This is a genomic window from Massilia sp. (genome assembly GCF_032106685.1).
Taxonomy (GTDB): Bacteria; Pseudomonadota; Gammaproteobacteria; order Burkholderiales; family Burkholderiaceae_D; genus Telluria.
Genome location: NZ_DAMCPG010000004.1, coordinates 62112 through 82649, shown reverse-complemented (window position 1 = coordinate 82649; position 20538 = coordinate 62112). Strand labels below are relative to the sequence as shown.

The 20538-nt window shown below is 66.7% G+C and carries 18 protein-coding genes; 9 read left to right on the top strand and 9 right to left on the bottom strand.

The window, feature by feature from the left end; all coding sequences use genetic code 11:
• Positions 1 to 81 precede the first annotated feature (81 nt).
• A complete protein-coding gene (prpF, locus tag RT688_RS04200; RefSeq protein WP_313703595.1) occupies positions 82 to 1272 on the top strand; it encodes a 2-methylaconitate cis-trans isomerase PrpF in 1191 nt (396 codons plus the stop codon).
• A 168-nt stretch (positions 1273 to 1440) separates the two neighbouring features.
• Positions 1441 to 4308: an EAL domain-containing protein gene (locus RT688_RS04195; RefSeq protein ID WP_313703594.1), complete on the top strand. Its 2868-nt coding sequence runs from the start codon at positions 1441 to 1443 to the stop codon at positions 4306 to 4308.
• A gap of 134 nt (positions 4309 to 4442) precedes the next feature.
• Here the strand turns inward: RT688_RS04195 and xth are convergent, their stop codons facing one another.
• Positions 4443 to 5207, bottom strand: a complete 765-nt coding sequence (gene xth / locus RT688_RS04190; RefSeq protein WP_313703593.1) for an exodeoxyribonuclease III — start codon at positions 5205 to 5207, stop codon at positions 4443 to 4445.
• Positions 5208 to 5667: 460 nt separating this feature from the next.
• Here xth and RT688_RS04185 point away from each other — a divergent pair, with 460 nt between their 5' ends.
• Together RT688_RS04185 and RT688_RS04180 are read left to right on the top strand one after the other, a co-directional pair.
• A complete protein-coding gene (locus RT688_RS04185) occupies positions 5668 to 6000 on the top strand; it encodes a hypothetical protein (RefSeq protein WP_313703592.1) in 333 nt (110 codons plus the stop codon).
• Positions 6000 to 6188, top strand: coding sequence for a DUF1653 domain-containing protein (locus tag RT688_RS04180; RefSeq protein ID WP_313703591.1), 189 nt, complete (start codon positions 6000 to 6002; stop codon positions 6186 to 6188). The genes RT688_RS04185 and RT688_RS04180 overlap by 1 nt, the downstream gene beginning before the upstream one ends.
• A 430-nt stretch (positions 6189 to 6618) precedes the next feature.
• Here RT688_RS04180 and RT688_RS04175 read toward each other — a convergent pair whose 3' ends face one another.
• Positions 6619 to 8115 carry a leucyl aminopeptidase gene (locus RT688_RS04175; RefSeq protein WP_313703590.1) on the bottom strand — a complete coding sequence of 499 codons (1497 nt, stop codon included), beginning with the start codon at positions 8113 to 8115 and terminating at the stop codon, positions 6619 to 6621.
• Between the two features lie 79 nt (positions 8116 to 8194).
• On the opposite strand from RT688_RS04175, the gene lptF reads away from it, so the two are divergent.
• From lptF to RT688_RS04160, 3 genes are read left to right on the top strand one after another with little or no spacing between them, the layout of a single operon-like run.
• Entirely contained in the window at positions 8195 to 9346 is a 1152-nt protein-coding gene (gene lptF, locus RT688_RS04170; RefSeq protein ID WP_313703589.1) for an LPS export ABC transporter permease LptF, read from the top strand.
• Positions 9343 to 10536: an LPS export ABC transporter permease LptG gene (lptG, locus tag RT688_RS04165; RefSeq protein WP_313703588.1), complete on the top strand. Its 1194-nt coding sequence runs from the start codon at positions 9343 to 9345 to the stop codon at positions 10534 to 10536. The genes lptF and lptG overlap by 4 nt, the downstream gene beginning before the upstream one ends.
• Positions 10536 to 10919, top strand: a complete 384-nt coding sequence (locus tag RT688_RS04160) for a CbiX/SirB N-terminal domain-containing protein (protein WP_313703587.1) — start codon at positions 10536 to 10538, stop codon at positions 10917 to 10919. The genes lptG and RT688_RS04160 overlap by 1 nt, the downstream gene beginning before the upstream one ends.
• 21 nt (positions 10920 to 10940) lie before the next feature.
• Here RT688_RS04160 and RT688_RS04155 read toward each other — a convergent pair whose 3' ends face one another.
• Positions 10941 to 11915 (bottom strand): alpha/beta hydrolase, encoded by a 975-nt coding sequence (locus RT688_RS04155; RefSeq protein WP_313703586.1) that lies wholly within the window; start codon positions 11913 to 11915, stop codon positions 10941 to 10943.
• 257 nt (positions 11916 to 12172) lie between these two features.
• Here RT688_RS04155 and RT688_RS04150 point away from each other — a divergent pair, with 257 nt between their 5' ends.
• Together RT688_RS04150 and RT688_RS04145 are read left to right on the top strand one after the other, a co-directional pair.
• Complete coding sequence (locus RT688_RS04150; RefSeq protein ID WP_313703585.1) at positions 12173 to 12622, top strand: hypothetical protein; 450 nt, start codon at positions 12173 to 12175, stop codon at positions 12620 to 12622.
• 102 nt (positions 12623 to 12724) lie between these two features.
• Positions 12725 to 14173 carry an App1 family protein gene (locus RT688_RS04145; RefSeq protein WP_313703584.1) on the top strand — a complete coding sequence of 483 codons (1449 nt, stop codon included), beginning with the start codon at positions 12725 to 12727 and terminating at the stop codon, positions 14171 to 14173.
• A gap of 274 nt (positions 14174 to 14447) precedes the next feature.
• On the opposite strand, the gene cobA is transcribed toward RT688_RS04145, so the two are convergent.
• From cobA to RT688_RS04115, 6 genes are read right to left on the bottom strand one after another with little or no spacing between them, the layout of a single operon-like run.
• Positions 14448 to 15188: a uroporphyrinogen-III C-methyltransferase gene (cobA, locus tag RT688_RS04140; RefSeq protein WP_313703583.1), complete on the bottom strand. Its 741-nt coding sequence runs from the start codon at positions 15186 to 15188 to the stop codon at positions 14448 to 14450.
• A 13-nt stretch (positions 15189 to 15201) separates the two neighbouring features.
• Entirely contained in the window at positions 15202 to 16563 is a 1362-nt protein-coding gene (locus RT688_RS04135; protein WP_313703582.1) for a sulfate adenylyltransferase subunit 1, read from the bottom strand.
• Positions 16563 to 17501, bottom strand: coding sequence for a sulfate adenylyltransferase subunit CysD (gene cysD, locus RT688_RS04130; protein WP_313703581.1), 939 nt, complete (start codon positions 17499 to 17501; stop codon positions 16563 to 16565). The genes RT688_RS04135 and cysD overlap by 1 nt, the downstream gene beginning before the upstream one ends.
• A gap of 36 nt (positions 17502 to 17537) precedes the next feature.
• The gene (locus RT688_RS04125; RefSeq protein ID WP_313703580.1) at positions 17538 to 18254 is read right to left on the bottom strand and encodes a phosphoadenylyl-sulfate reductase; all 717 of its coding nucleotides are present in this window, start codon (positions 18252 to 18254) and stop codon (positions 17538 to 17540) included.
• Positions 18255 to 18264: 10 nt separating this feature from the next.
• On the bottom strand, positions 18265 to 18825 hold the full coding sequence (locus RT688_RS04120) for a DUF934 domain-containing protein (protein WP_313703579.1): 561 nt from the start codon (positions 18823 to 18825) through the stop codon (positions 18265 to 18267).
• Positions 18818 to 20503, bottom strand: coding sequence for a nitrite/sulfite reductase (locus tag RT688_RS04115; protein WP_313703578.1), 1686 nt, complete (start codon positions 20501 to 20503; stop codon positions 18818 to 18820). Before RT688_RS04115 ends, RT688_RS04120 begins: the two co-directional genes overlap by 8 nt.
• Positions 20504 to 20538 lie beyond the last annotated feature (35 nt).

Genomic DNA, 20538 nt, shown 5'->3' with positions numbered 1-20538 from the left:
CGATCACACGTGCGTTGAACGCGTGGGCGGGAGACCCGCCCACCTTACGTCCCTTCGGCCCACCAATTGGGAATTCAAACAATGGCACACCAACCCCAAATCAAAATCCCCGCCACCTACATGCGCGGCGGCACCAGCAAAGGCGTCTTCTTCCGCCTGCAGGATCTCCCCGCAGCCGCCCAGCAGCCCGGCCCGGCCCGCGACGCGCTCCTGCTGCGCGTGATCGGCAGCCCCGACCCCTACGGCAAGCAGATCGACGGCATGGGCGGCGCCACCTCGAGCACCAGCAAGACCGTGATCGTGTCGAAAAGCACCCGCCCCGACCACGACGTCGACTACCTGTTCGGCCAGGTCTCGATCGACAAGCCTTTCGTCGACTGGAGCGGCAACTGCGGCAACCTGTCCTCGGCGGTCGGCTCCTTCGCGATTTCAAGCGGCCTGGTCGACCCCGCGCGCCTGCCGAAGGACGGCATGGCGCTCGTGCGCATCTGGCAGGCCAACATCGGCAAGACCATCAATGCGCACGTTCCGATGACCGACGGCGAAGTCCAGGAAACCGGCGACTTCGAACTCGACGGCGTGACCTTCCCGGCGGCCGAGGTCCAGCTCGAATTCATGGACCCGGCGGCCGACGAAGAGGGCGCCGGCGGCTCGATGTTCCCGACCGGGAACCTGGTCGACGACCTGGAGGTACCGGGCCTGGGCACCCTGAAGGCGACCATGATCAACGCCGGCATCCCGACCATCTTCGTGAACGCGGCCGACATCGGCTATACCGGCACGGAGCTGCAGGAAGCCATCAACGGCGACGAGCGCGCGCTGGTGATGTTCGAGACCATCCGCGCCTGCGGCGCCGTGCGCATGGGCCTGATCAGGCACGTCGACGAGGCGGCCGGGCGCCAGCACACGCCGAAGGTCGCCTTCGTCGCGCCGCCGCGCGACTACACCGCGTCCAGCGGCAAGCCGGTGGCGGCGTCCGACATCGACCTGGTGGTGCGCGCGCTTTCGATGGGCAAGCTGCACCACGCGATGATGGGCACGGCGGCCGTGGCCATCGGCACCGCCGCCGCGGTGCCCGGCACGCTGGTGAACCTGGCGGCCGGCGGCGGCCGCCCAGGCGCGGTGCGCTTCGGCCACCCATCCGGCACGCTGCGCGTGGGCGCCGAGGCGGTCGAGGCGGACGGCGAATGGCAGGTCACCAAGGCCGTGATGAGCCGCAGCGCGCGCGTGCTGATGGAAGGGTGGGTACGGGTGCCGGGCGATACGCTCTAAGACCCAGGCCTGCGCTTGCGGCGGCCGGCTGTCGTCAATATCGCGACAGTTGGTCGCTTTTTGTTTCCAAAATGCTAGTACGTCCATGCAGCGTGGTTTATGATCTGCCAACGCCAAGCGGCCCATCGTTAGAGGTCGCGGCCTGGGGAAACACCTGAGATGGACAGAATGTCGAGTCAACCCGCCCTCGTGGCCGACGCATTGCGGCTGCTGGGGGCGCCCGCCTGCGCCTGCGATGCCGCAGGCGTCATCGTTGCCGCCAACGACGCGCTGGTCGCGCTGCTCGGCGCGCCGCCGCATGGCCGCGCGCTGACGGAGCTGCTGCGCGTGGCCAGCGCCAACGACGCCAGCCTGATGGCGGAGGCGATGGCGCAGCCCTGCACCTGGCCCGGCGCGCTGGCCGCCAGCCATGGCATGGTGCCGGTACAGGTCTGCGTCCAGCCGCTCGCCGACGGCGTCGGCACGAGCGGCGCGAGCTTCGTCTTCGTCGACGTCGGCCCGTGGCAGAGCGAAAGCCTGCGCAACAGCGCGCTGGAACAGCGCGTGATCCTCGAGAACGCGCCGGTCGGCATCCTGTTGACGCGCGGCGGGCGCATGCTCGACTGTAATCCGCGCCTGGCGGCGATGCTGGACTCGACGCCGGCCGAACTGGTCGGCATGGATCCGGCCCAGGTCTTCGTGACCCAGCAGGCCTTCCGCGCCTTCATGGAAGACGCCTTCGGCGCGCTGCTGCAGGGCCGCGTGTTCGAGCGCGACGAGCAGCAGTTCCGGCGCCGCGACGGCAGCCTGTTCTGGTGCCGCGTGCGTGCCCATGGCGTCGAGCCCGGCCGGCGCGAGGCCGGCACCATCTGGATCGTCGAGGACGTGACCGAGACCCGCCGCGCCCAGCTCGAGGTCGAGGCGCTGCTGACCAACTCCTCGCTGGCGATCCTCTTCACGCGCTCGCGCAGGATCACCCGCTGCAACGCCGGTTTCCGCGCCATCTTCGGCTATGCCGACGCGTCGCCGGCCCACGTGTGCCAGCTGTACCGCGACCAGGACGAATGCGACACGGTCGGCGCCGCGGCCTACCGCCAGTTCGAGCGCGGCCAGGCCTACCATGGCGAGACCGAGATGGTGCGCGCCGACGGCACGCCGATCTGGGTCCAGCTGATCGGCTACATGGTCAATCCGGACGACCCCGGCCAGGGCAACGTCTGGATCATCGAGGACCGCACCCGCCACAAGCGCGACGAGCAGTCGCTGCGCAATGCGCTGCTGGAGAACCAGGCCATCCTCGACACCGCGGTGCTGGGCATCGCCGTGGTCGAGAAGGGGCGCACGCTGCACTGCAACCGCAAAATGGAAGAGCTGTTCGCCTGCACCCAGGGCAGCGTCACCGGCGCCACCGTGCGTTCGCTGTACCCGGATGCCGACAGCTGGGACGCCGCGCGCGTCGGGACCGCGCGCGACTTCGCCGCCGGGCGCGTGCACGTGTCCGAACACCGCCTGATCCGGCGCGACGGCGAACTGTTCTGGGCGCGCCTGTCGGGACGGCCGTTCGACCTGGACGACCCGGGCGGGCGCAGCGTCTGGATGGTCGATGACGTCACCGCGCAGCGCGCCGCCGCCGAGGAAGTGCGGCGCGCGCGCGACGAGCTCGAGGTGCGGGTGGCCGAGCGCACCGCCGAACTGGCGGGCGCCAACGCGCTGCTGCAGGAAGAGATCGTCGAGCGGCGCCAGGCCGAGGCGCGCGTGCAGCACATGGCCTACCACGACAGCCTGACCGGGCTGCCGAACCGCGCGCTGCTGACCGACCGCCTCGAGCGCGCCATCCTGGCGGCCAAACGTGCGGACGGCAAGCTGGCCGTGATGTTCATCGACCTGGACCGCTTCAAGACCATCAACGATTCGCTCGGCCACCTGATCGGCGACTACCTGCTCAAGGAAGTGGCGCAGCGCCTGTGCCGCGCGGTGCGCGCCAGCGACACGGTCGCGCGCCTGGGCGGCGACGAGTTCGTGGTGCTGGTGCCGGGCGTGGGGGCGGTCGAGGAATGCCACCACGTGGGCGAGAAGATCATCGAGGCGCTGGCCGTGCCGGTGCCGATCGAGGGCCACCTGCTGCACATCTCGCCCTCGATCGGGATCTGTCTGTATCCGGACGACGGCCTGGACGCCGAGACCCTGATGCGCCATGCCGACGCCGCGATGTACCACGCCAAGGGCGCGGGCCGGAACAACTACCAGTTCTTCACCCAGCGCATGAACCAGGCGGCGGCGCGCCACTTCGAACTCGAATCCAACCTGCGCACGGCGCTCGCCAACGGCGAGTTCGAACCCTTCTACCAGCCGATCATGGACATGGCCACGCGCCGCGTGCATGCGCTCGAGGTGCTGCTGCGCTGGCGCCGCCCCGGCATCGGCCTGGCGCTGCCGGACGATTTCATTCCTATCCTGGAAGAGAACGGCATGATCGTGCCGGTCGGGGAGTGGGTGATCCGGCGCGCCTGCGAGCAGAGCATGGAATGGCAGCGCCAGGGCCTGCCGCCGGTGCCGCTGGCGATCAACCTGTCGGCGCGCCAGTTCATGCACAAGGCGCTGGTGACCTCGATCCGGCGCATCGTCGAGGAGACCGGCATCGACCCGGCCCTGGTCGAATTCGAGATCACCGAATCGGCCCTGATGCAGCACAGCGAGCAAACCCTGGAGATCCTGGGCCAGATCAACCGCATGGGCATGCGCCTGTCGATCGACGACTTCGGCACGGGGTATTCGAGCCTGGCCTACCTGAAGCGCTTCCCGGTCAGGAAGATCAAGATCGACCGCGCCTTCATCCGCGAGCTGGAAGCGAGCAGCGAAGACCGCGCGATCGTCGCCGCCGTCATGGCGCTCGCGGGCAGCCTGCAGCTGCAGGTGGTGGCCGAAGGCGTCGAGACCGAGGAACAGCTGGCGCTGCTGCGCGGCTACGGCTGCCAGTACGTGCAGGGCTGGCTGTTCGCGAAGGCGCTCGACAGCGGGGCGACGCGGGCGCTGCTGGTGGACGACGGCGGTTCGTGATCGTCAAGAACGCGTGGGCACGGGGCGCCACCCTACGCCCGCACGGCCTGTGGCTTTCGATGCTGTAGGGTGGGCGCCCCTGTGCCCACGCGTGATACGCGACGCATCGTGGCTGGACACGTCATCGGCGCCTGTTAATCCAGCGTCGCCACCACCGGCGTATGATCCGACGGCTGCTCCCACTTGCGCGGTTCGCGGTCGATGATGCAGGCGGTGCAGCGCTTGGCCAGTTCGGTCGACAGCAGGATGTGGTCGATGCGCAGGCCGCGGTTGCGGCGGAAGGCCATCATGCGGTAATCCCACCAGCTGTACTGCTTCTCGGGCTGCTCGAACATGCGGAAGGCGTCGACCATGCCGAGGTCGACCAGGGCCGCCATCGCCGCCTTTTCCTTGTCCGAGAAATGGATCTTGCCTTCCCACTCGGCCGGATCGTGGACGTCGCGGTCTTCGGGGGCGATGTTGTAGTCGCCCAGCAGGGCCAGTTGCGGATGCTGGCGCATTTCCTCGCCCAGCCACTCGTGCAGGGCCTTGAGCCAGGCCAGCTTGTAGACATATTTGTCCGAATCGACCGCCTGGCCGTTCGGGATGTAGGCGCAGACGAAGCGCACGCCTTCGATGGTGGCGGCGATGATGCGCTGCTGCTCGTCCTCGAAACGCGGGTTGTTCTTGACGACATCGGTGATCGGGTGCTTCGACAGGATGGCCACGCCGTTGTAGGTCTTCTGGCCGGTGTAGGCGACTTGATAACCTGCAGAATTAATTTCTGCCAGCGGGAACTTATCGTCGGTCAGCTTGGTCTCTTGAAGGCAGAGCACGTCAACCGGATTGGCTTGCAGCCATTGCAGCAGGTGCGGCAGGCGCACCTTCAGCGAGTTGACGTTCCATGTTGCTATTTTCATGTATGCGCGTGGTAAGTGAAACGCCGGGCGGACCGTCCGCCCCGGCTCGTGCGCAGTATCGGCGCTCCCCGCGAATCCTGCAACTTTCCACAACCGCAGCCTTTCTGGCAGCGCAGCATTTTATTTGCTTAAAATGCAATTCGAATGATCAAAGCATAAGTTTGTGTAATAAAATACCCGCATCGCGAAAACTTCCGCTCGGAATTGTTGCAAGGTGTAACATTTAAGGCGCAGCAGGTAACAGTTCTTTATTGTTACCCTAAAGGAACTTTAAGTTGTATTTGCATAACTCGCGATGTAGTATGCCGTTTGACGGCCTGAACGACTTCCAGGCATGCCGTTCCGTAGGGCCGCACGATTGATGATTCATCCGTGCAAGGGTTTGCGGGACAAAATGGTACTATGGTGAAATATTGCTGTTTCGATAGCGAGTATCCGTACCCATATGAAAAGGACAGAGATGCGCAGTGCATTTGAAGCATGGGCCCAACGCGATGGCCACATTACGCGACGCCGTGAAGACAAGCCCGAGGAATACCTCGTCTACGAAACCCAGCGCCGCTGGGTGATCTGGCAGGCTGCCCTGGCCCATGGCGCGAAGGCTGCGGCCGAGACCCCGTCGAAGTTCGGCGAGGGGGCGATGCAGCAGGACGAAGCGGCGGTGCGCAACCGCGTGCTCAACGAAGTGCTCGACGCCTTCAGCGACCTCGACGAGAGCGCCGGCATGGAAGGCGTGCTGAAGGTCATCCAGGCCCTGAAGAAGAAGCAAAAAGCGACGGCCGAACAGGCCTGATGCAATACCGCCACTACAAAGGCGGCCTCTACGAGCTGGTCTGCGAGGCCACGCTCGAGGCGGACCTTACGCCGATGATCATCTACCGCGCGGCCGACGGCTCGATCTGGGCCCGGCCGAAGGCGGTGTTCTTCGAGCTGGTCGAGGTCGACGGGGTGATGACGCCGCGCTTCGCGCCGGTGTCCTGACGCGCGCGTGAAATAAAATTTCACGCTTGAGCGGCCGCTGAAATATTCTTTCGTCAGGTGGACCCGGCCGCGCAGGCACCTGTGTCCACGCTGCCTCACCGTCCGCGTGAGCGCGGCTTTCCCGAATTCCATCCGTTTGCGTCATCGCCAATGCTGACGTGACGCAGGCGCCCCATACCGCGTGGACACAGGTGTCCACCCTACGAAAAGCCACCGATCGTAGGGTGGGTACTTGTACCCACGCGGTCTCACCGTCTACGTGGTCGTGGTGCGTCTCGCACCGATGTGCGCGCATCGATGTGATATCGATGTCGACAGCGCGCCGCCGCGCAATACCGGTGGGTACGAGTACCCACCCTACGAACGTCAACGGCCCCGCCATAAAAAAACGGGCCGCTTCAAGCGGCCCGTCTTCATTCCATCGAACCGATCACACGCGGTTCATCAGGAAGGTCGTCAGCAGCGGCACCGGACGGCCGGTGGCGCCTTTCTGCGCGCCGCTCTTCCAGGCGGTGCCGGCGATGTCCAGGTGGGCCCAGGTGTAGTTGCGGGTGAAGTTCTCCAGGAAGCAGGCCGCGGTGATCGAGGCGCCGCCCGGGGTGCCGATGTTGGCCAGGTCGGCGAAGTTCGACTTCAGCTGCTCGTTGTACTGCTCGCCGATCGGCAGGCGCCATGCGCCGTCGCCGGCTTCCTTGCCCGCTTGCAGCAGTTCTTCGGCCAGGGCGTCGTGGGCGGCGTCGTGGCGGGTGAACAGGCCGCTGTTGTGGTGGCCCAGCGAGATCACGCAGGCGCCGGTCAGGGTGGCGATGTCGACCACGGCGGCCGGCTTGAAGCGCTCGGCGTAGGTGAGGGCGTCGCACAGGATCAGGCGGCCTTCGGCGTCGGTGTTCAGGATCTCGATGGTCAGGCCGTTCATCGAGGTGACGATGTCGCCCGGCTTGGTGGCGCGGCCCGACGGCATGTTTTCGCACGCGGCGACGATGCCGATCACGTTCAGCTTCAGGCCCATCTCGCCGATCGCGCGGAAGGTGCCCAGCACCGAGCCGGCGCCGCACATGTCGTATTTCATCTCGTCCATGCCCGGACCGGCCTTGATCGAGATGCCGCCGGTGTCGAAGGTGATGCCCTTGCCGACCAGGACCGTCGGCGCATCCTTCTTGCCGCCGCCCATGTGCTTCAGGACGATGAACTTCGGCGCTTCCTCGCTGCCCTTGGCGACCGCTAGGAAGGAGCCCATCTTCAGGGCTTCGAGCTGCTTGCGCTCCAGGACTTCGATCTCGAAGCCGAAATCGTCGGCGAGTTTGCGCGCGACGTTGGCGAGGTAGGTCGGGGTGCAGACGTTCGGCGACAGGTTGCCCAGTTCCTTGGTCAGCTTCATGCCGTTGGCGATCGCGATGGCCTGCGCCAGCGAGGCCTTGGCCTGGGTATTCGCCAGCGGCACGGCGACCGCGATCTTGCGCACGCCGCTATACGCCGGTTCCTTCTTGCTCTTTTGTGCGTCGCTGCGGAATTCGGCCTCGTTGGCGGCAACGACGATGGTTTGCAGCGCCCATTCAGGCGTGCGCTCTTTCACTTCGGTGCTTGGAAATGCGATAATCGCGTCCGCCGCGCCCAGCGATGCGAAGGCCTTCAGGGTCGCGTTGACCGCGGTGACGAAATTCTTCTCGCTGACCACTTCGTCGGCGCCCATGCCGACCAGCAGGACGCGCGCCGCGGCCACGCCCGCCACGCCGCGCAGCAGCAGGGTCGAGCCGGCCTTGCCGGTAATGTCGCCCGACTTCAGTGCCGCGGTGATTTCACCGGTTTGATCGAGGGCTTTCGCAGCCTGCGACAGTTTTTTGTTTTCGAACACCGCCACTGCCACACAGCCGGATTTGGCCGCGGCCAGGGTGTTTTTTGTGTCGAATGCTTTTATGCTAAAGTCCATTTGATTCTCCCGTTTCGTATTGTGCGCAGCATGCGAACAGCAGTGGACACACTGCTCAACCTGCAATTATAACTATCGAATGATTTTTTCACGCGCCTTGCACCGTGAACTGGCCAGCGCGGCCGGAGCAACCTTCACGGTGCTCTTCTCGGTGTGCATCACCTGGACCTTGATCGCCATCCTCGGCAGGGCCGCGGGCGGACGTGTCGCGTCCAGCGACGTGGTCGCATTGATCGCGTTCCAATCCCTGAATTATCTGCCAACTGTCCTGATCCTCACCAGCTTTATTTCCGTGCTGGTGGTCGTCACCCGCACCTACCGCGATTCCGAGATGGTGGTCTGGTTCGCCTCGGGCCAGTCGCTGCTGGCCTGGATCCGGCCGGTGCTCGCGTTCGGCATTCCGCTGGTGCTGCTGGTGGGCGCGCTGTCGCTGTTCGTCGCGCCCTGGGCCAAGATGAAGAGCACCGAGTACATCCAGCGCTTCGAGAAACGCGAAGACCTCAAGCGCGTCGCGCCCGGCCAGTTCCGCGAATCGTCCTCGGCCGACCGCGTGTTCTTCGTGGAGGGCAGCGCCAACGGATCGACCGTGGTGCAGAACGTGTTCGTCAACAGCCTGAACGGCGCCAACAACTCGATCGTGGTCGCCAAGGAAGGCGTGATCGAAGCCGACGGCAAGGGCGGCCAGTACCTGGTGCTGAAGAACGGCCGCCGCTACCAGGGCGTGCCGGGCCAGGCCGATTACCAGTCGATGGAGTTCGAGCGCTACAGCATGCGGGTGGCGACCCAGGTACCGGTGCTCGGCACCGACGTGCCGCTCGACGCCCAGTCCACGGCCATGCTGCTGGCGGTCGAGAACCAGTACACGCGCTCGGAGCTGCTGTCGCGCATTTCCTCGCCCATCGTCTGCCTGGTGCTGGTGCTGCTGGCGATCCCGCTCGGCTTCGTCAATCCGCGCGCCGGCAGTTCGGCCAACCTGATCCTCGCGCTCCTGATCTTCTTCACCTATAACAACCTGGTGAAGATGGCCGAGGCCAGCGTCAAGCAGCAGAAGATCGATTTCGGCATGGCCTGGTGGCCGCTGCACCTGCTCGTCGCCCTGATCGTGCTGGGCCTGTTCGCCTGGCGCCTGAACGTGAATCACCGCTATCACCCGCTGGTGATCATCAATGCCTGGAAGCGCCGCCGCCTGCTGCGCAAGTCGCCCGAGCTGGCAGGCGTGGAGTCCCGATGAAAGTCCTGCAACGCTATTTTGCGGTGAACATCACGCAGGCCGTCGTCTTCGTGCTGTTCGCCTTCCTCGGCCTGATCGCCTTCATGGACCTGACGGGCGAGCTGCCTTCGGTCGGCAAGGGCAACTACCAGTTCCAGCATGCGCTGCTCTACGTGGCGCTGATGCTGCCCGGGCACGTCTACGAGGTGATGCCGGTGGCCGCGCTGATCGGCACCATCTACGCGATGGCGCAGTTCGCGCAAAGCTCGGAGTTCACCATCATGCGCGCTTCGTCGATGTCGACGCGCATGGCCGGGATGATGCTCTTCAAAATCGGCATCGTCTTCGTGGTGGTCACCTTCATCTTCGGCGAACTGATCACGCCGCGCACCGCGCCGCTGGCGGAAAAGGTGCGCCTGACCGCCAAGGGCTCGACGCTCGCCTCCGAGTTCCGCTCGGGGATGTGGACCAAGGATAACGTGCACGCCCCGGGCCCGAACGGCGCCCGCGGCGAGATCGTCGGTTCGCGCTTCTTCAACGCGCGCCAGATCCGCCCCGACGGCCAGCTGCTCGACGTGCGCGTGTACGAGTTCGACAAGGCGATGCGCATGCGCGCCATCATCACCGCGGCCAGCGCCAGCTTCAGCGGCAACGGCACCTGGCGCCTGCAGAACGTCACCGAGACCCTGTTCACCAACAGCCGCACGCTGCCCGAGCCGGGCGCGCCGGTGCCGGCCGGGCAGACCATCCAGAGCACCTTCGGCCAGGACACCAGCGCGGTCGCCACGCGCCGGCTCGACAGCCTCGACCTGGTCTCGGAGATCACGCCGAAGATCCTGCAGGTCTCGCGCCGCGATCCCGAACGCATGTCGGCCAACGAGCTGGCGGTGTACTCGCGCCACCTGGTCGAGAACCGCCAGGAGAGCGAGCGCTTCCAGATCGCGTTCTGGAAGAAGCTGATCGATCCGCTCGCGATCTTCGTGCTGATGGCGCTGGCCTTGCCCTTCGCCTACCTGCACACGCGCAGCGGCGGCGTCAGCCTGAAGATCTTCATCGGCATCATGATCGGGGTGAGCTTCATCCTGATCAACTCCCTGTTCTCGCACCTGGGGCTGCTGTCGACCTGGCCGGCCTTCTTCACGGCGGCCGCGCCCAGCCTGCTGTTCCTGGCGCTCGCGGTCGGCGCGCTGCGCTGGGTGGAGCGGCACTGATGAACGCGACCACGCAGCGCCGCGCGCTGGTCCTGTTCGCCCACGGCGCGCGCGCGGCTTCCTGGGCCGCGCCCTTCGAGCGCCTGCGCGACATCACCCAGGCGCGCCTGCCCGATTGCGAAGTGACGCTGGCCTTCCTGGAATTGATGGAGCCGCGCCTGCCGGCGGTGGTGGCCGGGCTGGTCGAGCGCGGCGTGTTCGAGGTCACCGTGGTGCCGGTGTTCCTGGGGCAGGGCGGGCACCTGCTGCGCGACCTGCCGCTGCTGGCCGAGGGCCTGCGCGCGGCGCATCCGCAGCTCACGCTGAACGTCGTGGGCGCGGTCGGCGAAGACCCGGACGTGCTTGCGGCGATGAGCGACTACTGCCTCAAGGCCCTGGGCTGAGACGGGCCGTCTCGCTTCTTCTTACGCCGATTCCTTCTCGCGGCGCGCCACGCGCGCGTTGATCCAGGCATGGCTGCGCGCCAGCGCCAGATCGGCCATGCGCGTCGGGAAGTGGATGAAGCCATGCGGCGCCTCGGGCAGCAGGTGCAGCTCGACCTCGTTTACCGCCTGCCAGCGCGCCGCCATCTGCGTCGTGTCGTCGCGCAGCGGGTCGCGCTCGCCGGCGAACATCAGGGCCGGCGGCATGCCGGACAGGTCGCCGTACAGGGGCGAGAGCGGCGGACGGCGGCGTGCGGCGTCGTCCAGGTGCGGCGTCAGCATGCGCATCGACGCGGCCATCGACGGACCGTGCAGCAGCAAGGTCTCCGGCCCGGCCGCGTGCACGCATGGGGTGCCGGCCAGGTCATAGACGCCATAGAACAGCACGGCGCCCGCCACCCGTTCCAGCAAGGCGGGCCAGGCTTTCAGGCACAGCAGCGCGCTCGCGGCCAGGTGGGCGCCGGCCGATTCGCCGATCACGAACACTGGCAGGTTGCGATACTCCGGCAAGGCGCCGTCCAGCAGCCAGCGCGCAGCCACCACGCAGTCTTCGATGATGTCTTCGATGGCGGCGCCGCTTGCGAGACGGTAATCGACCGAGACCACGGCGGCCTCGCAGGCCTTGACGCGCGCCGCGTTGAAGCGGTCGTCCATGCAGGCGTTGCCGATCACCCAGCCGCCGCCGTGGATGTCGAGCACGACAGCCTTCACCGGACCGGCCGGGCGCAGGATGCGCACCGGTACGCGCTGCGCGTCAACCTCGGCGATGCCGCGATCGACCCGGATGCCGGCGCGCGCCAGCCTGCGGTCGGCGCCGAACTGCGAGAGGCGCAGCAGCCCCTGGCCCAGCATCGGCACGAAGCGGTTGCGCACGCGAAGACGCGGCGCCCATGCGAGCTTGCAGTTGAAGCGGCGGGCTTCCTCGAGGATGGCGGCGTCGAGCGGGAGGTCGGTCATGGAAGGCTGTCGGCTGAAGCGATGCCGCGATGATAACAGCGGCGCCGGCCTGCCGGCCTTGTAATGCTGCCGTTTTGGCAAAGCCGCTTTGACAATGTTTTCGATAGCGGCTTGACAAGGACTGCGGCGAAGTCGCCACGGATTGTTTCGAATCATGGCCGCTTGCCGCTTGGCGGTTTGACAGTGCATCGGAATGCGCCCACACTGCTCGGGCTATTCCGGATGAGTGCCGGACCACCAACCAACCGACCCGCGCCATGCTTGCACCGCTCCTGAAGCACCTCGTTGCCGCGCTGCTGCGCCCCGTCCAGGCCTTGTTCCGGCGCGTCGCGCGCCTGCCTGCCGCCCTGGTCGTCGAGATGCGCTGCGCCAGGCGGATCGACGCCGCGGCGCGCCGCGTCGCGACCATGCGCGGCAAGATCGCGGCCATGTCCCGCCACCTCAGCGCGGGCAACGTCCCGGGCCGGGTCGACGCCGACCGCAAGCTGCGCGCCATGCTGGCCGAGCTGAAGGAAGACCTGAGCAACATGCGGCGCGACCTGGCGCACTGGCACGTGAAGGAGTGCCGCGGCCGCGTCGGCGCGCGGCTGGAAGCGGCGATCGACCAGTTGAACCGGATCGCGGCCGATACCTGGACGGAGGCGGACCGGCTGGTCGTGCAGATCGAGGAATACGACGGCGCCCGGGCGCACTGCCCGGCGCACTGAGCGGGAACTGAAGTCTTCATGCCGCGGCGCTGGCGTGCGTCGGGCCGGCGCCGGGATGCGCGATACTAGGGACTGGTCAACCAATCCGCCAGCCGCCCGCCCATGCAAGACACCGACATGCCGTTCCTCGTCCTCACCCGGCAGGGCTACGACGATCTCGTCGCGCGCATCCGTCCCGCCGGCGCCCGCCTGCGCCTGAATCCGGGGATCGCATCACACGACGAACTGGCGCGCCTGCGCGCCGAGGGCGCGGACGTCGAGGTGCTGCCGGCGCCGCTGTCGCCGGACCGGCGGGGCGAGGTCGACGCCTTCCTCGATGCGTCCGACGGCGCGCTCTGGGTCGAGCGCGCCGCCGCGCAGTTGCCGCCACCGTTGCCGTTGCCCGTGACGCAGGCCGAGGCCGCGCAGGCGCCGGCTGCCGGACGCCGCGAGGCGCTGCGCCAGCGGCTCGCCGACACCGCCGGCACCTTCGCCCGCCAGGCCCTGCGCCGCCTGCGCGTGCCCGGCCTTGGCCGCCAGTTGATGCTGCTTCCCTACCAGGGCTTCGGCAATGCGCGCACGCTGTGGATCAAGGGCCGGGTGCTGGACGAAGTCGCGTTCCGCGAACAGGCCCGGGACGATAGCGGCTGGCGCAACCTGGTCGCGCTGTACCGGCGCCTGGAAGCCGACGAGGTGCCCGGGGCGCGCGTGACGGCGCAGTTCCAGGGACGCAGCTACGAAGCGATCACCGACGACGGCGGCTATTTCACCTTCGAGATCGCGGCCGACCCGCCGCTGCCCGGCGGCGCCCATCGCATCGAACTGGCGCTGCCCGACGCGCGCGCGCCCGGAGGCGGCCCGGTGACCGGCGTCGCCGAGGCGCTCGTCCCCGCGGCCTCGGCCCGTTTCGGCATCATCAGCGACATCGACGACACTGTCCTGTGGACCAACGTGACCAACAAGCTGAACATGGCCCTGATGCTGGCCCGCACCAACGCCCACACGCGCAAGCCCTTCAAGGGCGTGGCCGCCTTCTACCGGGCGCTGCGCGACGGCGCCGGCGGCAACGAGGCCAATCCGGTGTTCTACGTGTCGAGCAGCCCCTGGCACCTGTACGGGCCGCTGGTCGACTTCATGCGCCTCCAGGGCATACCGCTGGGGCCGCTGCTGCTGCGCGAGATCGGCCTGCGCGACGTGTTCAAGCTGACCAAGCACGGCAACCACAAGCTCGAGAAGATCGAGCTGATCCTGCGCTTTTATCCGGGCATGCAGTTCGTGCTGATCGGCGACAGCGGCGAGCGCGATCCCGAGATCTATGCCGAGATCCTGCGGCGCCATCCGGGCTCGGTACGGATGATCTACATCCGCAACGTCAATCCGGACCCGGCGCGCATCGAGGCGCTCGACCGCCTGATCGAGGAAACCAGCAGCACGGGAACCCAGCTGGTGCTGGCGCCGGACAGCGTGTTCGCCGCCTCGCATGCGGCGGCGGAGGGACTGATCCAGGTCGACCGGCTGGGCGCGGTGCGCCAGGACAAGCGCGAGGACGAAGGCAAGCCGGCGGCGAACTGAGCGCAGGCTGGTGCCTGGGCGGCGCGTTGGACGCGACGCTGCAAGGACGTCAGGGAAGTGTTTTCGGGCGCGTCGCGGCCGCGTTGTCGGCATATGCTCGCGCAGCCGCAGCCGCAGCAGCAGCCCTAGGGTGGGCGGGTTCCCCGCCCACGCGGCCAAACCACGGTGATACAAGCCGTGCGCCTGCTCAAGAGGCAACGATCACCGCGTGGGCGGGAGACCCGCCCACCCTACAAGATCCTGACTGGACGGTGCGACCGTCAGGGAAGGGGGTTCAGGCGTGCGGCGCGGCCGCGTTGTCGGCCTGGTGTTCGCGCAGGCGCAGCGCCTCGCCGATCATCACCAGCACCGGCCCATGCGCGGGGTCCAGGCCGCGCGCGAGGTCGGCCAGGGTCAGGCGCGCGATGCGTTCGTCGGGCCGGCTGCAGTTCTCGACCACCACCACCGGCGTGTCGGTGCTGCGCCCCTGGGCCAGCAGGCGCTCGGCGGTGGCCGCCGCTTCGCGGCCGCCCATGTACTGGATCATGGTGTCGGTGTGGGGCAGGGCGGGGTGTTCGGGTTGGTCGGGCGCCGTGCTGGAGGTGAAGAAGGCGACGCTCCTCGCCACGCCGCGCTTGGTCAGCGGCTGCCTGGCGGCGGCCGCGGCGGCCACCGCGGTGGTGATGCCGGGGACGATCTCGACGTCGATGCCGAGCGCTTCGAGCGCGCGCAATTCCTCGTCGGCGCGGCCGAACAGCATCGGGTCGCCGCCTTTCAGGCGCACCACCATCCTGTACTGTTGCGCGCATTCGACCAGCAGGCGGTTGATCGCCTCCTGCGCCGTGGAGCGCTGGCCGGAACGCTTGCCGACCGAGATCAGCTCGGCCTGGGCGCACAGCGCCAGCATCTCGGGCGTCACCAGCGCGTCGTAGAGCACGACGTCGGCCTGCGCCAGCAGGCGCGCGCCACGCACGGTGATCAGGTCGGCCGCACCCGGGCCGGCGCCGATCAGGTAGACCTTCCCGAGTTCCCTCATCCGCTGCTCCTGGTTATTCGCCCAGGCGAATCATACCCGCTGCGACGGTCTGGTGCGTGACTTCGTCGATCAGGATGAAGGCGCCGGTGGCGCGGATGTCGTCGTAGGCGTCGGCCGCCAGCGGCTGCTGGACCGTCAGGTGGATGCGCGCGATGTCGTTCAGCTTCAGGCCTTCGGCCGGGTTGTCGACCGCCTTGCGTTCCTGGGTATTCACGTCGAGCAGGGTATCCACTTTCGTGACCTTGGCCGCGGTCTGGCGCGTGCCGTGCTTGATCCAGTACTTGCGGCGCACATCCAGCGGCTCGTCCGACATCCAGCAGACGTCGGCCACGACCTGCTTGAGCAGGGTCGCCGGCGCATCCAGGCTGGCCAGGGTGTCGCCGCGCGAGATGTCCAGGTATTCGTTCAGCAGCAGGGTCACCGACTGGCCGGCGCTGGCCGACTGCAGGGAGCCGTCGAAGGTGACGATCTCCTTGACGGTGGCGCCCTGGCCCGAAGGCTGGACGACGAGCTTGTCGCCGACCGCGACCTTGCCCGACTCGATGCGGCCCATGTAGCCGCGGAAGTCGTTGGCTTCGTGGCCGTTGTGGCGGGCCACCAGCTGGACCGGGAAGCGGAACGGTGCAAGGTGGGCGTTACTGCCATGGGCCTCGTCGTAGACCGAGAGCGACTCCAGCAGCGCGATCAGGGTCGGGCCCTGGTACCAGGGCATGTTCTCGCTCGCTTCGACGACGTTGTCGCCGCTGAGCGCCGACAGCGGAATCGCGGTGACGTCCTTCAGGCCCAGCGAATCGGCGAAGGCGCGGTAGCTTGCCACGATGCGCTCGTAGACGGCCTGGTCGTAGTTCACCAGGTCCATCTTGTTGACGGCGACGATCACGTGTTCGATCTGCAGCAGCTTGGCGATGGTCGAGTGGCGCTTGGTTTGGATAAGTAACTCAACACCAGCTCCACCTTCGCCGCCGTCCTCGCGCAGTTTGACCTTCGAGACGTCGACCAGGATGATCACGGCGTCGGCGGTCGAGGCGCCGGTCACCATGTTGCGCGTGTACTGCTCGTGGCCCGGGGTGTCGGCGATGATGAACTTGCGCTTCGGCGTGGCGAAGTAGCGGTAGGCCACGTCGATCGTGATGCCTTGCTCGCGCTCGGCTTCCAGGCCGTCGGTGAGCAAGGACAGGTCGATCGTGTCGCCCACGGTGCGCTTGTGCTTCGAGCGCGAGACGGCGGCCAGCTGGTCGGCGAAGATGCCCTTGCTGTCGTACAGCAGGCGGCCGATCAGGGTGCTCTTGCCGTCGTCGACGGAACCGGCGGTGATGAAGCGCAGCAGGCTGTGTTGTTGGAGGTTTTCAATACCGGAGTCAATGCGGGCGTTCATCAGAAATATCCTTGCTTCTTGCGTTTTTCCATCGAGGCTTCGGAGGTCTGGTCGTCCATCCGGGTCGCGCCGCGCTCGGTCACCTGGGTGACGGCGGTCTCGGCGATGATTGCCTCGACGCTCGATGCGTCCGAGGACACCGGGCAGGTGCAGGAGATGTCGCCCACGGTGCGAAAGCGCACGGTCTGGGTCTCCACGGTTTCGCCTTCCTTCGCCGGGGTCAGCGGGGTCAGCGGCACCAGCAGGCCGTTACGCGGAATCACCTGGCGCTGGTGGGCAAAATAGATCGAGGGCAGGGCCAGCTGTTCGCGGGCGATGTACTGCCAGACGTCGAGCTCGGTCCAGTTCGAGATCGGGAACACGCGCATGTTCTCGCCCGGGTGGACGCGGGTGTTATACAGGTCCCACAGTTCCGGACGCTGGGCCTTCGGGTCCCACTGGCCGAATTCGTCGCGGAAGGAGAAGATGCGCTCCTTCGCGCGCGCCTTTTCCTCGTCGCGGCGGGCGCCGCCGATGCAGGCGTCGAAGCCGTGTTCGGCGATGGTTTCCAGCAGCGTCACGGCCTGGGCCGCGTTGCGCGAGTCCGTCTGCGGGTTACGCAGGCGCACAGTGCCCTTCCTGATCGACTCCTCGACCGAACCGACGATCAGGTGCTCGCCCAGTTCCGCGACGCGGGCATCGCGGAAGGCGATCACTTCGTCGAAGTTGTGACCGGTGTCGATGTGCACCAGCGGGAAGGGGAATTTGCCCGGTCGGAAGGCCTTTTCGGCCAGGCGCAGCAGCACGACCGAGTCCTTGCCGCCCGAGAACAGCAGGGCGGGGTTGCTGCATTCGGCCGCCACTTCGCGCAGGATGTGGATCGCCTCGGATTCGAGGGCGTCGAGGTGGCGCGCGTTGACGTCGGCCAGCACCTTGTTGGTTTCAGAAAGATTCGTCATGAACTGAGCCTTGTATTCTTGAGTTGGCGTACTGAATCACGCTGCAACGGATTTGATGCGAATGAGTTTGCCGTCGACCACGTGCAGGCCGCACTCCTTCGATTCCGGGTTTTCCCACCACCAGCGGCCGGCGCGCACGTCCTCGCCCGGCTGGATCGCGCGGGTGCAGGGCTCGCAGCCGATCGACGGATAGCCGCGGTCGTGCAGGGCGTTGTAGGGCACGGCGTTGGCGCGGATGTATTCCCACACCTCCGCTTCGGACCAGTCGGCCAGCGGATTGAACTTGGTCATGAAGTGGGCCGGATCGTCTTCCTCGACGCGCAGGTCGGAACGGGTTGCCGACTGGGCGCGGCGCTGGCCGGTAATCCATGCCTTGTTGCCGAGCAGGGCGCGGCCCAGCGGCTCGACCTTGCGCACGCGGCAGCACTCGCGCCGCATCTCGACGCTGTCGTAGAAGGCGTTCAGGCCATTCGCGGCGACGTAGGCATCGACAAGCTCCGTCTGCGGACGGAACAGCGCGATCTCGTAGCCGTAGTGGGCCTTCACCTGCTCCAGCACCGCCAGGGTTTCCCGGTGCAGGCGGCCAGTTTCCAATGAGAAGATGCCGATCGGCAGCTTGTTCTTCAGGATCAGGTCGGTCAGCACCATGTCTTCAAGCGCCAGGCTGGAGGCGAACACGGCCGGCGTGAATTCGGCCGCGATGCGCTCGAGGATGGCGCGGGTGTCCTGCACGCGGGTGGCGAGTTCGCTCATGTCGCGGTCCTCAGATGCCGGCGCCGATGTCGCTGTGTTCCGGCTTCACGTCGCGCTCGGCGCGGCGGAACAGCGGCAGCGGCTGGTCGATGGAAGCCTGGTAGGTTTCCGAGAACACGGTCAGGCCCTTGAGTGCGTCATGGATCGAACGGTCCTGGCGGGTGGCGTAGGCGTTGAAGCCGACGCGCGACATCGAGAACAGCTGGTCGCGCAGCACGTCGCCGATCGCGCGCAGCTCGCCGCTGTAGCCCAGGCGCTTGCGCACGTTGTAGGCGATCGAGTAGCCGCGGCCGTCGCTGAATTTCGGGAAGTCGACGGCAATGACCTGGAAGCGGTCCGATTCGCCTTTGAGGCTTTCGAAGCGCTCGTCGGCAGCGATCCATACGCCGAGCTCGGCGCGCGCCGCCATGGCATCCTTCTGCGCCAGCCAGACGCCCAGCGGCACGATGACGCGGCCTTCCGGGATCACCACGCTCTCGGGCGCTTCGCCTTCTTCGAGGCGCAGCACGCGCCAGTCGTCGGCCACCACTTCGCGGCCGCGGATGATGTGTTCGTGGACTACTTCAAGCATGGTCTTCCCCAACCAGTTCGCCCGCCGGGATCGGCGTGGCATACACGTGTTCCTTGAATGGCGTAATGCCAAGGCGCTGCGCGGTCTCGGCGAAGCGCTCGCCTTCGAAGCGGTTCTCGACATACACTTTCAGCAGGCGCCCGATCACTTCCGGCATCTGGCCGGCCGAGAACGACGGGCCGATGATCTTGCCGATGGCCGCGTTGTTGCCCTGCGCGCCGCCGATCGAGACCTGGTACCACTCGCTGCCGTCCTTGTCGACGCCGAGCACGCCGATCGAGCCGACGTGGTGGTGGCCGCAGGCGTTGATGCAGCCCGAGATGTTCAGTTCGATGTCGCCGATGTCGTGCTGGAAGTCGAGGTCGTCGAAACGCTCGGCGATGGCGGCCGCGATCGGGATCGACTTCGCATTCGCCAGCGAGCAGAAGTCGCCGCCCGGGCAGGAGATGATGTCGGTCAAGAGGCCGATGTTCGGCGTCGCCAGGCCTTTCGACTTGGCCAGTTGCCAGAGTTCGAACAGGTCGGATTGCTTCACGTCCGCCAGCACCAGGTTCTGCTCGTGGGTCACGCGCAGTTCGCCGAAGCTGTACTTGTCGGCCAGGTCCGCCACGAAGTCCATCTGCTCGGCGGTGGCGTCGCCCGGCGGCACGCCGGTTTTCTTCAGCGACAGCACGACGGCGGCATAGCCCGGCACCTTGTGCGGCTTGACGTTGCGGTTCAGCCAATTGGCGAACGCGCGCTTGTCCGGATGCGCGGCGCTCGGGTCGGTGTCGTGCAGCGTCTCGTAGGCCGGCGGCTGGAAGTAGGCGGCCACGCGGTCGTATTCCTCGCGGGTCAGGGTTTCCGGGCCGTCCTTCAGGTCTTGCCACTCTTCTTCGACCATGCGCGCGAATTCCTCCACGCCCAGGGACTTCAGCAGGATCTTGATGCGGGCCTTGTACTTGTTGTCGCGGCGGCCATGCGAGTTGTACACGCGCATCACGGCTTCGGTATAGGTCAGCAGGTGCTGCCAGGGCAGGAACTCGCGGATCACGCTGCCGATGATCGGGGTGCGGCCCATGCCGCCGCCGGCCATGAATTTGAAGCCGACTTCGCCGGCGTCGTTCCTGACCAGGGTCAGGCCGATGTCGTGGATCGCGATCGCGGCGCGGTCTTCCACGGCGCCGTTGATGGCGACCTTGAATTTACGGGGCAGGGCGATGAATTCGGGGTGGAAAGTGCTCCACTGGCGCAGGATCTCGGCAAAGGGGCGCGGATCCATGATCTCGTCGGCCGCAACACCGGCGAACTCGTCAGTGGTAATGTTACGGATGCAATTGCCCGAGGTCTGGATCGCGTGCATCTCGACGGAGGCCAGCTCTAGCAGGATGTCCGGCGTCTGCTCCAGCTCGATCCAGTTGTACTGGATGTTCTGGCGCGTCGTGAAGTGGCCATAGCCGCGGTCGTACTTGCGTGCGATGTGGGCGAACATGCGCATCTGGGCGGTGGACAGCAGGCCGTACGGCACGGCGACGCGCAGCATGTAGGCGTGGCGCTGCATGTACAGGCCGTTCTGCAGGCGCAGCGGCAGGAACTCTTCTTCGGTCAGCTCGTCGTTCAGGCGGCGTGCAACCTGGTCGCGGTACTGCGCAATGCGTTCGCGGACGATGAGATGGTCGTATTGGTCGTAGCGGTACATAGGTATCCTGGATAATTCGAGCCATTGCAGACCCG

Bases quoted from the DNA above. Each gene is read 5' to 3' on its own strand.
- prpF (WP_313703595.1), top strand. From the start codon at position 82: ATGGCACACCAACCCCAAATCAAAATCCCCGCCACCTACATGCGCGGC.
- RT688_RS04195 (WP_313703594.1), top strand. From the start codon at position 1,441: ATGTCGAGTCAACCCGCCCTCGTGGCCGACGCATTGCGGCTGCTGGGG.
- xth (WP_313703593.1), bottom strand. From the start codon at position 5,207: ATGAAAATAGCAACATGGAACGTCAACTCGCTGAAGGTGCGCCTGCCG.
- RT688_RS04185 (WP_313703592.1), top strand. From the start codon at position 5,668: ATGCGCAGTGCATTTGAAGCATGGGCCCAACGCGATGGCCACATTACG.
- RT688_RS04180 (WP_313703591.1), top strand. From the start codon at position 6,000: ATGCAATACCGCCACTACAAAGGCGGCCTCTACGAGCTGGTCTGCGAG.
- RT688_RS04175 (WP_313703590.1), bottom strand. From the start codon at position 8,115: ATGGACTTTAGCATAAAAGCATTCGACACAAAAAACACCCTGGCCGCG.
- lptF (WP_313703589.1), top strand. From the start codon at position 8,195: ATGATTTTTTCACGCGCCTTGCACCGTGAACTGGCCAGCGCGGCCGGA.
- lptG (WP_313703588.1), top strand. From the start codon at position 9,343: ATGAAAGTCCTGCAACGCTATTTTGCGGTGAACATCACGCAGGCCGTC.
- RT688_RS04160 (WP_313703587.1), top strand. From the start codon at position 10,536: ATGAACGCGACCACGCAGCGCCGCGCGCTGGTCCTGTTCGCCCACGGC.
- RT688_RS04155 (WP_313703586.1), bottom strand. From the start codon at position 11,915: ATGACCGACCTCCCGCTCGACGCCGCCATCCTCGAGGAAGCCCGCCGC.
- RT688_RS04150 (WP_313703585.1), top strand. From the start codon at position 12,173: ATGCTTGCACCGCTCCTGAAGCACCTCGTTGCCGCGCTGCTGCGCCCC.
- RT688_RS04145 (WP_313703584.1), top strand. From the start codon at position 12,725: ATGCAAGACACCGACATGCCGTTCCTCGTCCTCACCCGGCAGGGCTAC.
- cobA (WP_313703583.1), bottom strand. From the start codon at position 15,188: ATGAGGGAACTCGGGAAGGTCTACCTGATCGGCGCCGGCCCGGGTGCG.
- RT688_RS04135 (WP_313703582.1), bottom strand. From the start codon at position 16,563: ATGAACGCCCGCATTGACTCCGGTATTGAAAACCTCCAACAACACAGC.
- cysD (WP_313703581.1), bottom strand. From the start codon at position 17,501: ATGACGAATCTTTCTGAAACCAACAAGGTGCTGGCCGACGTCAACGCG.
- RT688_RS04125 (WP_313703580.1), bottom strand. From the start codon at position 18,254: ATGAGCGAACTCGCCACCCGCGTGCAGGACACCCGCGCCATCCTCGAG.
- RT688_RS04120 (WP_313703579.1), bottom strand. From the start codon at position 18,825: ATGCTTGAAGTAGTCCACGAACACATCATCCGCGGCCGCGAAGTGGTG.
- RT688_RS04115 (WP_313703578.1), bottom strand. From the start codon at position 20,503: ATGTACCGCTACGACCAATACGACCATCTCATCGTCCGCGAACGCATT.